12 protein-coding genes are annotated in these 15,684 nt (G+C 46.0%); 8 read left to right on the top strand and 4 right to left on the bottom strand.

Annotation, left to right across the window (positions count from 1 at the left end; all coding sequences use genetic code 11):
- Positions 1-691: 691 nt before the first annotated feature.
- From lsrF to ACZ5AE_RS04255, 4 genes are read right to left on the bottom strand one after another with little or no spacing between them, the layout of a single operon-like run.
- Entirely contained in the window at positions 692-1,483 is a 792-nt protein-coding gene (lsrF, locus tag ACZ5AE_RS04240; protein ID WP_464569770.1) for a 3-hydroxy-5-phosphonooxypentane-2,4-dione thiolase, read from the bottom strand.
- A gap of 8 nt (positions 1,484-1,491) precedes the next feature.
- Complete coding sequence (locus ACZ5AE_RS04245; protein WP_464569772.1) at positions 1,492-1,851, bottom strand: cupin domain-containing protein; 360 nt, start codon at positions 1,849-1,851, stop codon at positions 1,492-1,494.
- A gap of 24 nt (positions 1,852-1,875) precedes the next feature.
- Positions 1,876-3,441, bottom strand: coding sequence for an autoinducer-2 kinase (gene lsrK, locus ACZ5AE_RS04250; RefSeq protein WP_464569774.1), 1,566 nt, complete (start codon positions 3,439-3,441; stop codon positions 1,876-1,878).
- Complete coding sequence (locus ACZ5AE_RS04255; RefSeq protein WP_464569776.1) at positions 3,442-4,389, bottom strand: sugar-binding transcriptional regulator; 948 nt, start codon at positions 4,387-4,389, stop codon at positions 3,442-3,444.
- Between the two features lie 250 nt (positions 4,390-4,639).
- Here ACZ5AE_RS04255 and ACZ5AE_RS04260 point away from each other — a divergent pair, with 250 nt between their 5' ends.
- The 8 genes from ACZ5AE_RS04260 (at position 4,640) to ACZ5AE_RS04295 (ending at position 15,658) form a co-directional block, all read left to right on the top strand.
- On the top strand, positions 4,640-6,145 hold the full coding sequence (locus tag ACZ5AE_RS04260) for a sugar ABC transporter ATP-binding protein (RefSeq protein ID WP_464569778.1): 1,506 nt from the start codon (positions 4,640-4,642) through the stop codon (positions 6,143-6,145).
- Entirely contained in the window at positions 6,142-7,167 is a 1,026-nt protein-coding gene (locus tag ACZ5AE_RS04265) for an ABC transporter permease subunit (protein WP_464569780.1), read from the top strand. Before ACZ5AE_RS04260 ends, ACZ5AE_RS04265 begins: the two co-directional genes overlap by 4 nt.
- Positions 7,151-8,137, top strand: a complete 987-nt coding sequence (locus ACZ5AE_RS04270; RefSeq protein WP_464573538.1) for an ABC transporter permease — start codon at positions 7,151-7,153, stop codon at positions 8,135-8,137. The genes ACZ5AE_RS04265 and ACZ5AE_RS04270 overlap by 17 nt, the downstream gene beginning before the upstream one ends.
- Positions 8,138-8,152: 15 nt before the next feature.
- Positions 8,153-9,226: an autoinducer 2 ABC transporter substrate-binding protein LsrB gene (gene lsrB / locus ACZ5AE_RS04275; protein WP_464569782.1), complete on the top strand. Its 1,074-nt coding sequence runs from the start codon at positions 8,153-8,155 to the stop codon at positions 9,224-9,226.
- A 476-nt stretch (positions 9,227-9,702) separates the two neighbouring features.
- Positions 9,703-11,388: a polysaccharide deacetylase family protein gene (locus ACZ5AE_RS04280; protein ID WP_464569784.1), complete on the top strand. Its 1,686-nt coding sequence runs from the start codon at positions 9,703-9,705 to the stop codon at positions 11,386-11,388.
- A 13-nt stretch (positions 11,389-11,401) separates the two neighbouring features.
- Positions 11,402-12,661, top strand: a complete 1,260-nt coding sequence (locus ACZ5AE_RS04285; protein WP_464569786.1) for a DegT/DnrJ/EryC1/StrS family aminotransferase — start codon at positions 11,402-11,404, stop codon at positions 12,659-12,661.
- Positions 12,662-12,693: 32 nt separating this feature from the next.
- Complete coding sequence (locus ACZ5AE_RS04290; protein ID WP_464569788.1) at positions 12,694-14,559, top strand: hypothetical protein; 1,866 nt, start codon at positions 12,694-12,696, stop codon at positions 14,557-14,559.
- A gap of 25 nt (positions 14,560-14,584) precedes the next feature.
- Entirely contained in the window at positions 14,585-15,658 is a 1,074-nt protein-coding gene (locus tag ACZ5AE_RS04295) for an alpha/beta hydrolase family protein (RefSeq protein ID WP_464569790.1), read from the top strand.
- The last annotated feature ends 26 nt before the right edge of the window (positions 15,659-15,684 follow it).

Genomic DNA, 15,684 nt, shown 5'->3' on the forward strand with positions numbered 1-15,684 from the left:
AACGGAAAAATTCGGGGCGTTCAGGCCTGATGGTCAGCGTGAGATCATCCCGGCGTTGATGCTGGGGGTGATCCTTTTAGGGTAGTCGGTTTATATAGGATATATTTTGTAGTGAGGAGCTGGAATTATGTCGTGAGTGGACCAAATTATGTAGAGAGAATAGATGAAGTTAAAGGAGTTACCTATTTATTCCAAAAAAATGTCGTGAGGACCGGAAATTATGTAGTGAGTTCCCGGAATTATGTCGTGAGTGTACCAAATTATGTAGAGAGAATTGATGAGGTTAAAAAGATTACCTATTTATTCCAGGAAATGTCGTGAGGACCGGAAATTATGTAGTGAGTTCCCGGAATTATGTCGTGAGTTGACCAAATTATGTAGAGAGAATAGATGAAGTTAAAGGAATTACCTATTTATTCCAAAAAGTGTCGTGAGGACCGGAAATTATGTAGTGAGGTCCCTAAATTATGTCGTGAGTGGACCAAATTATGTAGAGAGAATAGATGAAGTTAAAGAGATTACCTATTTATTCCAAATAATGTCGTGAAGACCGGTAATTATGTAGAGAGGTCCCGGAAATATGTCGTGAGTGGACCAAATTATGTAGAGAGAATAAAACAAATTTAAAAAACTACCTAAGATAAAATAGGAGGGCAAGGTTTTGCCCTCCAAACCAATAAATGCAACAATCTTACCCCACCTTCACCCCAGTTAACTGCCCATACAACTCCAGCGCCTCACCAACCTTCAACCCCTTATGCACAATCCCGTTTATCGCCTGAATCATCGCTTCCGGATACTCCGATTGCCAGATATTGCGTCCCATATCCACACCAGCCGCGCCCTGATTCATTGCATTATACGTAAGCTCCAGCGCATCTTTGATCGTCTCTAACTTAGGCCCGCCCGCAATCACAATCGGCACTGGACAGGTCCCTGTAACTTTCTCAAACCCCTCACAATAATAGGTTTTAACAATATCAGCACCCATTTCGGCAGCAATCCGGGAAGCCAATCCTAAAAACCTTGCATCCCGTTTCTCCAGTTCATGGCCGACAGCGGTTATTGCTAACACAGGAATTCCATACTCATGGGCTTCTGTTACCACATTCGCTAAATTCGCCACCGTCTGCGTTTCATACTTGGAGCCAATAAACATCGAAACTCCGACCCCAACGACATTATGGCGGATGGCTTCCTTAATCGGTGTCACAATCGTCTCGTTGGAAAGGTCATTCAGCACACTTGGACCGCCGGAAACCCGCAGCAGCATGGGCTTATTCACATCGGCAGGAATGCAGGAATCGAGTGTCCCCCTAGTCACAAATAACGAATCCGTATGAGGCAGCAGGCTGCGAACGGTTTCACCCGGTTTTTCCAAACCGTGGATGGGGCCGAGGAAGTAGCCGTGATCAATCGCCAGCATGACGGCTTTGCCGCCCGGAAAGATCTGACTCATTCTATTTTGAAATCCCCAATTCATTTCAACAATCACTCCTTCATTTTCGGGTTTTCTACAATGACTGTGTCTCTCTCACCGATATGCGGCGATTTAATAAACACCGCTTTGAAATCGACAGAGGAAGTATTTTTTAAATAATGGGCTTCGAATGGCCGCACCTGCAGCATATCGCCCGGTTTGACGTGGACAGGCTCGCCGTTTATATAAATATCCATTTCTCCTTCGAGGATATAGAAGATCTCTTCGCAGGTCGTATGATAGTGATTTTCGTGGTCATCCCCCGGTTTTAGCAGCACCACGCCCATATCCACATTTGGTCCTTTTCGTAAGTACTTTGGCCCGTGGGTGCCATACCGGTATTCCAGATTTTCTTCGTTCACGTGAAACATTGCCGTTTCACCCCCTTTCAAAAATTAAACTGTCAACCCGGGTGCCATCCACATGTGGGTGGTTTTTCCGGAATCCGCTAATTTCAACTGCTCGGCATAAACCTTCCGCCAATTTTCATATAGTAATAGATAACGCCGATGGTTATCCATGTTTGGGTAGTGAACCCGTTCCCACTTCACTAACTCCGAAATGGCAGTCTCAAGATCTAAAAACAAACTGGCGCCCACCCCTGCCATAATCGCAGTACCCAGGGCCGCAGCTTCTTTTTCAACGGGTATCTTAACAGGAATCCCAAGCACATCTGCCAGCGTTTGGCTCCAAAGCTTCCCTTTAGAGGCGCCGCCGGCAAAGATAGCTTCCGAAGGGTAATGGCCGGTAACTTCTGCGACAATCTTCAGGTTGCCATAGGTCACAAAACAGGCATTTTCTTGTATCGATTTAAACATTTCTTTCTTGCCAGTTTTATTGGGATCAATAGTGAGATTAAGGAAGGAGGGGGCTGCATGCCGCCATGAGATATAATCCATGATATCTGAGAATATCGGAATAATGCCGTTTGAACCGACAGGAACATCCTTTGCCTTTTCTTCTAAAATTTCATAGGCATCGCGTCCAGTTTGCTGCGCTTCCATTTTTTCGTGTTCACAAAAAGCATCGCGGAACCACCGCATGACAAGTCCGGGGAAGAAGGCGATGGTTTCAATCTGCCATAAATCCGGGACAGCGTGGCAATTTACACGGATTCGGCAGTCAGGGTCGATTATGGCTTCCTTAATATTGATTTCCTGCTGCCAAAAGCTGCCGCCGCATATAAAGGTCTGGCCGTCGCGGGTGGCGCCGACGCCAACGGATGCAAGCTGGGCATCACCGCCGCCGCTAAAAACAGGCGTGCCTTCTGCAAGTCCAGTAGAATGAGCGATAGATTTGGGAATGGTTCCGAGTAGATTTCCTGCTTCGTTTGCGGGAGGGAAGATGTTGCTTTTCAGCTGACAGGCTTCGGTAATGGCCGGTGTCCAAGTGCGATTTTTTAAATCAAAAAGTCCGGTGGTGCAGCCGTTGGAGGGGTCTACTTGAAGATTGTTGGTGAGTTTGAAGAGAATCCAGTCATTGATCATGGTTAAATAGGCAACTTTTTCATAGATTTCCGGCTGGTTGTTTTTAATCCAAAGAAGACGGGGGAGTGCGCCTAGGGCAAATGTTTGTCCGGATAATTCATAGAGCCGTTTCTCAAGCAGGGGATCGCCGTTTTTTAGCTCTTTGGCTTCTGCCATGGCCCGGGCATCGACATTGGCACAGGCCCAAATTTCCTTTCCAGTTTCGTCGTAGAGGACAAAACCCTCACGCATGCTTGTCGCACTGATGGCTTTAATGCTGCTTGGGAGAACGCCAGACCGCTCCAACACCTCGGAGATGCAGGTTTGAATAATCTCCCAATTTCGGTTTACATCAAAATCCATCGAGCCCGGGTAGCGCGGGTCTTCCAAGTGCGTCCATTCATATTGCGAGACGGCAACCTGCTTGCCTGTTTTGTCAAACAGAACAGCTCTCACACTGCCTGTGCCGGCATCAAAAACCAGGATGTACTCCATTTAAAAAGCAGCCTCCTTTTTTAGTAGTGCAGCAGCGGTTTCTTCATCGGTAATCAGGGTGTCGATATAACCTCCTTTCAACGCGCCGTAGATGGCCTCCACTTTATGCGGACCGCCGGCGACGCCGATGACATTTTTTAATTTTTTCAATGTATGCAGATGGGTGCCGATTAGCCTGTTGTGGTGCGGCAAATCCAGAAGCTCGCCATTAGCATCAAAAAATTGGCCCAGAATATCGCCGACCGCATTTTGGTTTTTAATATAAAGTAATTCGTTAAGGGTCATCTTCTCTTCCTTGATAATGGTAGAATCAGCGGACAAACCGCCAATCCCGACGACGGCGTGGTGGCACAAGCTTGCCAAATCAAGTATATTTTCCACTGAAGGTTCTGATAACATATTTTTCGCCATTCTTTCCGATGAGGCGAGAAATGGGGCCGGAATGACATGGATTCCACCTTTGAATTTATCAAGGCCGCCTTCCATGGAGTAATCGCGCTTGTGAAAATAGTAGTTAACACCGCCAGTCAGAGTGACCATGGACACCTCGATTGCAGGATCGATTGACAAAGCTTCGATGGTTCGGGAAACAGCCTCTCCCCATCCGAATCCTATCAAATTATTATTTGAAATACTGTTTTCGAGGTACTGTGCTGCTGCTTTTGACAATGAACGGCTAAGATTATGAGTTGGAGTAGGAATGATAAAAGCTTGAGGTAACTTAAAAGCGGAAACCAAAAGACGTTCGATTTCCAGACAGTGGACCCCGTGGCCTTGGATATGAAATTGCACGATATTTTCGGCACGGGCGCGCTCAAGTAAACGAACAACTTTGTTTCGTGATAAGTGAAGCAGTTCGGCGATTTCGGTCTGAGTGAGATTGTCCTTGTAATAATACCAAGCAACCTTAACGAGGAGGTTTTCAGTGAACGCATCATTGTTCGTCATCTTCCTCAACCTTTCAACAAAAAATCATTCACGTAACAAATGTTTACTCTGATATTGAGTATAGGGGGCGTGAAATTAAAAGTCAATTAATTTTAAATATTTAGATAATTTTAAATTAACGTATTGACTATGGGTATTTCGTCATTTAATATTTGTGTTGTAAGCGTTTTAATGGTCGGAGACAAAAGTTGCCGCCATGAAAAAATGTTTAGATTAGTAGTGTGATAACCGGACAAGGCGGGTGATTGGAATGGATGACCAGCTGCTTCATATCCGGCAAATATACAAGCAATTTGCAGGGAACCCCGTATTAAAGGGTGTGGATTTAACCCTTCATAGAGGGGAGGTCTTTGCGATTGTAGGCGGAAACGGTGCTGGTAAATCAACCTTAATGAAAATCATCACGGGATTGTATCGACCCGATCAGGGGCAAATGGCAGTGGAGGGGAGCGAAGTATTGTTTCACCAGCCATCCGATGCCCACAAACATGGAATCTATCTAGTCCCACAGGAACCACTAATCTTCCCCAATATGACGATTCGCGAAAACGTGACCATTGGTTTGCATGAGAATAAAGCCGAATGCGAGAGACGGATTCAGCATTATCTCTCCGTATTAGGCTGGAATTTGGATTTGAACCGCCGGGGCCTTAGCCTTTCGATTGCGGAGCAGCAGCTAGTTGAACTCTTGAGAGGGTTAATCCGAAATGCCAAGATTCTGATCCTAGACGAACCAACCTCCACCCTAACCTTTAGTGAAATCAATTCTCTTTTTTCCACCATCAAAAAATTAACAAGCGAAGGCCTTGGCGTGTTTTATATTACCCACCGCCTCACGGAGATTTTTGAACTGGCTGATACCGTTGCTGTTCTTCGGGATGGAATCATCTCGGCTAAAGGGCCAGTTCGCGAGTTTACTTATGAGACATTACTGGAAGGGCTAATGCCGGAAAAGATAGAAATTTTGGCTCCGCAGCTAGAAAGAACGGAGGAGAAGCATTCGGTGAGTCAGCTTTCCGAGCCCATCCTCTCTGTAAAAAATTTATCGGGACACCGGTTTCAAAACATCAGTTTTGACCTATACCCGGGTGAAATTTTAGGAATTGCCGGTGTCGTCGGTGCAGGCAGAACTGAGCTCGCCGCAACAATCTTTGGCCTGGAGCCATCAGATTCTGGAGATATTTTTTTAGAAAAGGAAAGCATTAAGAAACATTCTTTGCGTGACCGGATCAACCTGGGCTTGGTATACGTCCCTGAGGACCGCCACCAGCACGGTCTGTTTTCTATCGCCTCCATACAAATGAACATCACATCCACCATCCTTCCCAAATTTCGCAGCCTATTTCTCCCTTTTAAAAAAGAAAAAGACATTGCCGCTCAAGCCATTAATAGCTTTAAAATTTTTACAACAGGACCGAATCAGTTAATAAGCAATTTATCTGGAGGAAACCAGCAAAAGATTGTTCTATCAAAATATCTGGAAACAAGTCCAAAAGTTATTATTTTAGATGAACCGACGCGCGGGATTGACGCCGGAGCCCGCGGAGATATTTACAAGATGATCGACGACTTGAAGCACAGGGGGCTGGCAGTGATTCTCATCTCCTCCGATACTGAAGAAATCGTTCAGCTAAGCGACCGGGTCCTTGTCATGCATGAAGGACGGATGACGACAACGATTCGCAAAGCGGATTTAACCATCGATTCCATTACTTCAGCAGCATTCGGGATCCAGAAGGAGTTGAAGGCGCTATGAATCTCCTTTCAAAAATAATGAAGCAGCGGGAAATCTCGATTGTGGTCCTTATTGTTGTGTTTATCGCGATTGTAGGGATGGTAAATAGCAAGTTTATATCTGGAAAAAGCCTTCTTTTGCTGGTGGAGAGCGCCATTATTTTACTCATCTTGGCAGTCGGCCAGTCGTTTGTTCTATTAACAAGAGAAATAGATGTTTCGGTCGGGTCGACGATGGGGCTGTCAGCGGCGGTTTGCGGCCTGCTGTTAACCAGCGGCGTTTCTGGCTGGGCGGCATCGGCTGCCGTTCTTGCCGTCGGTTTGATCGCCGGTCTATTTAATGGACTGGGAGTGGCTTACTTAAGAATTCCCGCTATCATTATGACATTGGGCACATTAGGTATTTTAAGAGGCTTCATGATTATTTTAACAGGCGGAAAGTGGATTGAGGACATTCCGAATTATTTTAAAAAGCTGTCGGGAACGGAATTGATCGGTTTACCATTGCCAGTTTGGGTTGGGCTGGTGATTCTCGTTGCAGCCTATTTGGTGCTGAGGATGACCAAGTTTGGCCGTTACTTCTATGCTGTCGGCGATAATGCCAACGGAGCAAGGCTGATTGGGATTCCTGTTTCTAAGGTGAGGGTTTTGGCCTTCGTACTGTCAGGGCTATCTGCTTCGGTTGCCGGTCTGATTTTTGTCATGAATATTGGCTTTGTTCCAAACCAAACCGGAAGCGGGATGGAGCTGCAGGTCCTTGCGGCGGCGGTGCTTGGCGGTGTCAGCCTAAACGGCGGTCTCGGGACTGTGCTGGGAGCAGGACTGGGGGCCATTTTTTTGACAGCCATCAATAGTTCGTTGATCTATTTGAAAATTCCCGCGTACTGGAATAACGCCATTTCCGGGTTTTTATTGCTCGTCATTGTCATCAGTGACTCTAGGTTCCAAAGTTTTTTAGCAAACAGCCAATTTAAAAAGAAGGAAACGGCTGAAGCGGAAGGAGGGGTTCAAAGTGATGATGAATCGAATCAAGCCACTCTTTAGGTGGGAGAGCGCACTCGTCATTTTTCTCATCCTTGAACTTATTTTCTTTGGAGTGATGAACCCTGATTTTTTAAATTTGACAAACTTGATTTTTAGCATGAATGACTATGTCTACATTGGACTAGCCGCGATACCGATGACGTACGTGATTATTACAGGAGGGATCGATGTTTCCGTTGGTTCCACGATTGGCTTGACCTCCATTGTCATCGGAGTTCTGTGGATGAATGGGCTTAATGTTTGGCTGGCGGTCCTGATTGCCCTATTGATCAGCGCTTGTGCAGGTGCGGTTAATGGGACGATCGTTGCGACGACGAATGTTCAGCCATTAGTTGTGACGCTGGGAACAATGTTTCTTTTTTCGGGAATTGCTTTGGTTATTTCCGGTGGCAGCAGTGCTTCCGGATATGAAGGAATCAGCGGGTTTCCGGATGGGTTTGTGACGCTGGCCAATGGGGAAACATTCGGACTGCCCAATCCTATCCTGTTTTTTATAGGCTTTATGGTTTTCTTTGCGGTGATTTTAAATCTTACCCGGTTTGGCAGGCAGGTTTTTCTGGTGGGGATTAATAGCAAGTCTGCCCGCTACAGCGGGATTCGGGTGAAATCAATCTTAATTTGGTCTTATATTATAGCCGGTTTGGGAGGTGGTGTGAGTGGGCTAATCTTGACATCCTACTTTAGTTCCGCCAGGTCCGACCTTGGAACGGAAGCCGTTCTGCCTGTCATTACGGCAGTTGTTTTGGGGGGAACGAGCATTACAGGGGGCAAGGGGTCAGTTGTCGGAACAGGGATAGCAAGTATTGTAATTGGGATGATGCAGTATGGCTTGCAGATGATGAGTATGACCAGCCAGGAAACAAGTGTGGTTATTGGATTTTTGTTAATCATTGCCGTGTTACTCCGATTAACGAATTGGGGACTTTTTAAAAAGTTTCATATTAAAAAGGCTGCAGTGAAAGAGCCTTAAAAGGAGTGTAGAGTAATGAGAAAATCTGGTTATCTGAAACTGCTTACCATTATTTTATCAGCGCTGCTGGTCCTTGCCGCTTGCAGCAGCAGCGGAGAAAAGTCTTCCAGCGGGGACGGCGGCGGGAAAAACGATAAAAAGAATGTAAAATTGGCCTTTATCCCTAAATTGACCGGTGTCGGCTTTTTTACCTCCGGCGGTGAAGGGGCAAAAGAGATGGCCAAGGAGCTTGGCGTGGATTTAACTTACGATGGACCAAGTGAGGCGTCTGTTGCCGGGCAAGTTAAGTACATTAACAATTTTGTTAACCAGGGCTATAAGGCATTAATGGTATCCTCCACCTCTGTTGACGGCTTGAACCAGGCCTTGGACCGTGCGAAAAAACGCGGCGTTAAGATTTTGACTTGGGACTCGGATGTAAACCCTGAGCACCGTTCCTTCTATATTAACCAAGGGACTCCAGACCAATTGGGCGGCATGCTGATTGAGATGACGGCTGAGCAGGTTGGCGACAATGCGAAGGTTGCATTCTTTTACTCTAGCCCAACAGTAACAGACCAAAACCAATGGGTTGAAGCTGCCAAGGCCAAAATTAAAGCAGAGCACCCAGGCTGGGAAATTGTAACGACCCAATTCGGCGAAAATGATGCCCAGAAATCTCTGACTGTCGGTCAAAATATTATTAATACGTATCCTGACATCGACGCTGTCATTTGTCCGGATGCTACTGCGCTGCCGGCCATGGCCCAAGCGGCTGAAAACCTTGGCGTAGCCGGCAAGATTGCGATTACCGGATTCTCGACACCAAACGTTATGCGGGACTTTGTCAAACGCGGAACCGTTAAGCAATTCGGATTGTGGGATGTCAAAAAGCAAGGTGCGCTTGCTGCTTATGTTGCCTATCTGATGACAGTCGAGGGTAAGGACTTAAAGGTTGGCGACGAGTTTGATGTACCGAACATCGGCCACGTGAAGATTGAGCCAAATACCATTCAGGGCTATGATTATACCGATGATCGCAGCGGCATTATCTTATTGCCGGAGCGGGTGGTGTTTACGAAGGATAATATTGATAATTACGATTTTTAAAAGTTTGTGATAGGGATGGAAAACTGCCTTGGTATAAGGCAGTTTTCTTTTTTTGTTAAGTGAGGGGTTAAAGCGTTTTGCCTAGGACGTTGGTGGAGGGAGTGAGTCTGGTATAAATAGGGGTGGATTTTTCCGAAGGGGTGGTGAAGCGTGCTCGACCGGTAAAAATAGAAGGTCTATTTTACCCGAAGCGGTGCTGAAGATGTGCCAGCAGTGAAAAAAGAGGTCTATCTAAAACGTGTATGCGAGCCCTTTGGAAAAATGTTTACAAAATACCGCACAAAAACAGCTTGGAGAGAAAAACTCAAAGCTGTTTTTTATGGGAATATCCCTCCTAATCATCGCCTCCATGCCAATTATTTAACAAAAAAACTGAAATATTCAAAAAAGTCGTTGAACTTTCCAATAATATGGTTTATGATTTTCGCATACAGGTTAAATACATGTTCTTCAAAAAAGAGGGGGAGGTTGGTGAGATGGATATGCAAATGGCCAGAATTGGTCTGTTTTTCGATGGGCAGGCAGAATTGCAGCGATGGTCCCATCAGGAAAATATATTTGAACGATATATAATCGAGGTGTTAGAACATGCTCGAGTACCCTATCAAACGATAGATGATATATCAAAATTTAATACAGTAGATTTATTGATTGTCGGACTTGCAAGTGAGGACCATCTCATAAAAGAGGCATTGTTGGATTACGCCGCTTCGGGAGGAATTATCATCAGTTACGGAGGATTGGAGCTTCTCAGCCAGGAGCTTGGGTGTAAAAACCTGCCGCCATTGGAAGCCGGTTATGTTGTTTTGCCAGCGGAATTCGGCCAGGAAGACCCGCTTCGCTATCTGAAAGCAAATCCTTGGCAGTATATTGACACGGAATCCGCAATACAAACGGGTGAATTATGCGGCGATGACCAGAAATCGGCAGCTCTTCTGCAAATACCAGTTGGAAAAGGATATGTTGACCGCTGGGCAATCAATATTCCGGAAACGATTGTCGGACTACAGCAGGGAACGTCGCCCGTAACAGAGGATGGAATCCCGGCTCCTGATGGAACGGCTAACCTGGATGAAGGAATTCTCAAGGCAGATGACGGGTTCGAATTAGACTGGGAAAAGGACCGGAAAACAACGGAAACGGGGATGCCTTATTTTTTTACACCCTATGCCGATTTATGGAGGGAAGTCACCCTTGGACACTTAATCCGGCGCGCATTGGATAAAGGGTTGACCCTGCCCGTACTCGAGTACTGGCCTGCCTCGGTTCAGCATATGGCGATGATTTCGTTTGACAGCGATATGAACATCAATGAAGCCGCCGAAGCCACATTGCAAGTATTGAAACAGGAGGATGTCCAGACCACTTGGTGTATCATTGCCCCTGGATTCAGTAAGGAAATCTATGAAAAAGCAAAAGCCGACGGTCACGAGTTAGCCCTTCATTATAATGCATTGGAGGCGGAAGAGGGAGTCTGGTCGGAAGAAGCCTTTCTGGAGCAGCTTGAATGGTTAAAGAGAGCCGCGGATGAAACCGATTTTACCTCCAATAAAAACCACTATACGCGGTTTGAGGGCTGGGGGGAGCTGTTCAGATGGTGTGAGAAGAATGGCATACAGGCGGATCAAACAAGAGGACCAAGTAAAAAAGGGAATGTAGGTTTTCTGTTTGGTACGTGCCAGCCGTACTTCCCAATTTCATTGGCAGATGAACAAAACCGCTTCTACGACGTATTGGAGATTGGCTTTTTAACGCAGGATATGAATCACCCTTCGCTTGCAGATACCACAATTATTGAGCCATTTTTGGAAAAAGCCAAACAGGTGGACGGTGTTGCGCATTTCTTGTTCCATCAGCATCACATCTACCATTTACCAAAGGTCAAAGAGGCGCTGATTGAATTAGTCAGGAAAGCAAGGACTGCCGGATTTACATTCTGGACCTCCAAGCAAATTAATGATTGGGAAAGGGCCCGCAGGACGCTGACGTTCTCTGCAAATGGCAGACTGGAAGTCCTAGGAGCTACGGAACTGCCGGATGTGAAGGTTTGGATTCCTATGACTGATGCGGATGACAAGGAAGAACGCGAACTTACCTATAAATATGGCCTGCCAGGCGAAACTCAAGTATTGCAGGTTCAGCTAAATAAAGTGGAATTGTGAGGAGTGGGTGATCATGCCAACCAATCAGCTTGCGATTTATGGGGGACCGAGGACGAAAAACACGCCATTTGGGACAGGAAACCGGTTCGGCGAGGAAGAAGTAAAGGAACTCATTGAAGCCCTTAATCAGAATACTCTTTTCTATCACTTTGGAAAAAAGGTAAATAAATTTTTAGAAGATTTCAATAACATGCATGGTGTAAAATACAGTGTAGCGACATCGTCAGGAACAGCAGCAATCCATGTAGCCCTTGGAGCCGCAGGGGTCACAGTAGGAGATGAGGTTATCACAAGTCCCATCACAGATCAGGGAACTGTCATCGGGATACTCTATCAAAATGCCATTCCGGTTTTTGCTGACCTCAATCCCTATTCGTATAATTTAGACCCAAGATCAATAGAAGAAAAAATCACAGAGAAAACAAAAGCGATTCTCGTTGTGCACTTGGCCGGGAATCCATGTGATATGGATCCAATTATGGAAATCGCCGGGAAGCATAACTTGAAGGTAATCGAGGATAGTGCTCAGAGTTATTTAACTAGATATAAAGGAAGATTAGTAGGTACGATTGGCGATTATGGCTGTTTTAGTACCAATGATTTTAAGCATATTTCGACAGGCGATGGCGGGATTGTCACCGTCAATTCCGGCAACGAGCAGGATTACCACCGTACCCATGCATTTGCCGATAAAAACTATCAGCGCCTCGATGACAAGGTAACGCGCGATATTCACTATTTGGCGCCGAATTACCGGATGACGGAGCTCCAAGGTGCGGTTGGAATTGCCCAATTGCGAAAGCTGAACTGGATTTGTGAAACGCGAAATCAGTATGGAGAAATGCTGAATAGTGCGGTTGGAGCAGTCGAGGGCCTCTACCCGATGGACATTTCGGCAGAGGATTATTGTACGTATTGGTTCTATATGTTTAGGATAAACCCTGAAGTTCTCTCCTGTACAAACGAAGAATTCTCAGCCGCTCTTGCTGCCGAAGGAATTCCGAATCAGGCCGGGTACATCCCAAAGGTGCTTTACGAGCAGCCAATGTTTCAGCAAAAGCAAGCTTATCTAAACAGCCAATTCCCTTTCAGCTTGTCAGCACAGGATTATCCAAAAGGGCTATGTCCAGTCGCAGAAGAAATTTTGAATACGGCCATCCGCATTAATCTGAGCGAATTTTACAAGCAGCAGGATATCGAAGAAATCATTGCGGCAATAAAGAAAGTAGCAAATTATTATTCTATGGAAAAATCACCTGCCGAGAGTAAATAAAAGACATAAACAAGAACGGGAAGACTTCCCCATTGAAGTCCATGAAAGAGGGAATCATCATGACGACAAATAGACTGGCCGTGGACCACGGCATTCAGGTAAACGCAGAGGAATCCCGAACGGCGGCTATCTGCATCAATCGTGATGGCGATGAACGATTTGTGATTGCAGCAAAGGGATTTTTATTAATAATTGACCCGGAAACGGAAGAAACCAGGCAGTTATTCTTTCCGGAACAGCATATAGACTATCCCTTTGCTTCCTATAGCGGTGAAGACGGCCTGTTTTACACTGGGGCAGGAAAAATGCTGATGGTCGTTGATCCGTTCAAAGGGGAATTCTTTGACTATCAATGGATAGAAAATAGCGAAGAGATTGTTGGTTTCAGCTTTGCTGAGGATCGTACTGGCCAGATTTATTTTACTTCGTACCCAAGCTGTCATCTTCTACAATATTGTCCAAAATCAAAAACAATTCATGATCACGGCCAAATGGATGAAACGGAAAAGTATCCAGCTAGCGCTGCTGTTGACAGGCATGGCTGGGTGTATCTCGGGATTGGCACGGAGCGGAAAAATATCATTGCTTTTCATCCGGGAACAAAGGAATGGAAACCGCTTGTCCCGCCCGCAGAACGAACAAGAGGTGCAGGATATGTCTATCAAGGCAAAGATGGAAAAGTATATGGACATTGGGAAGCTAGCGAATTAAAGGATGTCAATGCATCATTGATTTGGTATGAATTTTCTGAGGGCGGCTGCAACCTTACCTCCTACGCTGCAGACTCCTTTTATTCCGGAGAGGGCTTCAATCGAATCCACAGGAATGGAGATGGTCACTGGCAGGTGCTGGAGCACCATTTGGCGGAGGGGTATCTTATTATCCAAAAACAGCAGGATTCCGTTAAGAAAATTACATTGCAGTACCAATCGGAGGGAGCTGCACTTTCAACTCTCATTTTTACTGACAATCGCTATATTTATGGAACTTCAATGCATCCAATGCAGCTGTTTCGCTATGACTTAACCGCCCAGCAATCAACAAATTTTGGCGGAGCCGTGCTGGAAAAAGGCGGCGGCGGGAATATTTCTGCCTATGCCGTTCAAGGCACGAAGTTGATTGGGTTTGCCTATGCTGGCGGAAAAATATATGAAATCAATTTGGAGAAGCCCATTCAACACTTGGAACACAGCAGAAATCCGAGTCTGATCAGCGAGCATTTAGAAATTCACCGGCCACGATGTGCAGCCGCCCATCCTGACGGCAGCCATATTGTTTGGGGCGGATTTCCGGGCTATGGAATGACTGGAGGCGGCCTTGGAATCTATCATGTTGAATCACGGACAAATACAATTATCCCGCATACTTCAATTGTCCTGAATCAAAGTACGGTATGTCTTGGCGTCCTGCGCTCTGGTGATATTATCGGAGGAACCAGTATCGAAACCCCTGGTGGTGCCAGCACGAAGGAACAGGAAGGAAAACTCTTTATATTCGATTGGACCAAGCAGGAGGTTTGTTTCCGAATCAGCCCGATTCCCGGTTCCAAAGAAATCGCCCAGTTGTTTGTGGATGGACGGGATCTCGTTCACGGGTTGACTGTCGAAGGGATTTATTTTGTGTTTGATCCTCAGAACCGCAAAGTTCTGTATCAAAAAGATGTTTCAGGCTACGGCGCACCTGTTCGAACGGGCTTTGTCGGCAGCACCGAACAGACAGCCCTTTATGGCTTATTAAATGATGCGATTATTAAAATTGAGATCACTGGGCCAGAGCCAAAAGAGCCGGAGGTTCACGTGCTGTTGAAGAACCGTGCTACCAGCGGCATGGTCTTTCATAAGGGCCGAATTTATTATGGCTCAGGCAGCCGCCTCATGAGCATAAATGTGGAATCGTAAATTGACAAAGAGTGGTGACGCTAGGATGGCTTATACCTTGAAGCAACTGCAGGAAGAAGGAATTCCCCGCTTAATGGAGGGGATTCAGAAGATTAAAGATTGGGAAACCAAGCGAAACGATATTTTAGAGCGGTGGCTGGATGCGATTGGTCCGGTTCCGACCCCCGGCCAGCCAAAAGTGGAATTTCAATCGATTGTTAGAGAGCCGGACCATTTTCGAATTCATTTAACCTATGAATCTGCCAATCATGATTGGGTGCCGGCGAATTTGCTGATTCCTGATGATGGTGGGACCGAGCTGACCCCGGCTAATGTTGAAGCCGAATTGTTTACAAAAAAAACGAAGAAACGGCCGGCCGTTCTTGCTCTTCATCCAACCTCCAATGAAGGGAAGGATGATGTAACTGTTGCAAGCGGAAGAGTAAACCGTACCTATGGATTGGAACTAGTGCAACGGGGCTATATTGTCCTCGCATCTGATACAATTACAGCCGGTGAGCGAGTTCAGCTGAACGAGGAGCCATTTCATACTGCTTCCTTTTATGAAAAATATCCGGAGTGGTCTGCAGTGGGAAAAATGCTTGTGGACCATATGTATGGAGTTTCGCTGTTAGCGAAAATAGCCAGTGTACATAAAATCGGAGCGATTGGCCATTCGCTTGGCGGCTATAATGCCTACTTCTTGGCTGGAATCGATAAACGGGTGAAGGCTGTTGTCACAAGCTGCGGGTTTGCTGTGTTTGCGGGTGACCCTGAACGCGAACGCTGGGGCCGGCGCAGCTGGTTTTCTCATATTCCAAAGGTCAGCGATTTCCTGGTTAAGGAAGAAGTGCCGTTTGAATTTAATGAAATTGCCGCACTTGTGGCGCCAACGCCGTTTTTTCTTTGGATTGGCCAAAATGACAGGATCTTCCCGCACTGGGAATCGGCCGCCAAGGCCGTTTCTGACCTGGACCGATTATATGACTTTTTAGGCGAGGGGCAGCAGTTTAAAGCTCTGATTGGGAATGAGGGCCATGATTTTCCAAGCGAAATCCGTCAGTCAGCCTATATGTTTTTAGATGAAAAGTTAAATCCAGAAAACTTTGAGAAATCATAAAAATAGTATTTTGCAAAACCGATTCA

The sequence above is a fragment of the Neobacillus sp. S1227 genome (assembly GCF_055385255.1).

Bases quoted from the DNA above. Each gene is read 5' to 3' on its own strand.
- lsrF (WP_464569770.1), bottom strand. From the start codon at position 1,483: ATGAATTGGGGATTTCAAAATAGAATGAGTCAGATCTTTCCGGGCGGC.
- ACZ5AE_RS04245 (WP_464569772.1), bottom strand. From the start codon at position 1,851: ATGTTTCACGTGAACGAAGAAAATCTGGAATACCGGTATGGCACCCAC.
- ACZ5AE_RS04265 (WP_464569780.1), top strand. From the start codon at position 6,142: ATGAATCTCCTTTCAAAAATAATGAAGCAGCGGGAAATCTCGATTGTG.
- lsrK (WP_464569774.1), bottom strand. From the start codon at position 3,441: ATGGAGTACATCCTGGTTTTTGATGCCGGCACAGGCAGTGTGAGAGCT.
- ACZ5AE_RS04260 (WP_464569778.1), top strand. From the start codon at position 4,640: ATGGATGACCAGCTGCTTCATATCCGGCAAATATACAAGCAATTTGCA.
- ACZ5AE_RS04280 (WP_464569784.1), top strand. From the start codon at position 9,703: ATGGATATGCAAATGGCCAGAATTGGTCTGTTTTTCGATGGGCAGGCA.
- ACZ5AE_RS04255 (WP_464569776.1), bottom strand. From the start codon at position 4,389: ATGACGAACAATGATGCGTTCACTGAAAACCTCCTCGTTAAGGTTGCT.
- lsrB (WP_464569782.1), top strand. From the start codon at position 8,153: ATGAGAAAATCTGGTTATCTGAAACTGCTTACCATTATTTTATCAGCG.
- ACZ5AE_RS04295 (WP_464569790.1), top strand. From the start codon at position 14,585: ATGGCTTATACCTTGAAGCAACTGCAGGAAGAAGGAATTCCCCGCTTA.
- ACZ5AE_RS04285 (WP_464569786.1), top strand. From the start codon at position 11,402: ATGCCAACCAATCAGCTTGCGATTTATGGGGGACCGAGGACGAAAAAC.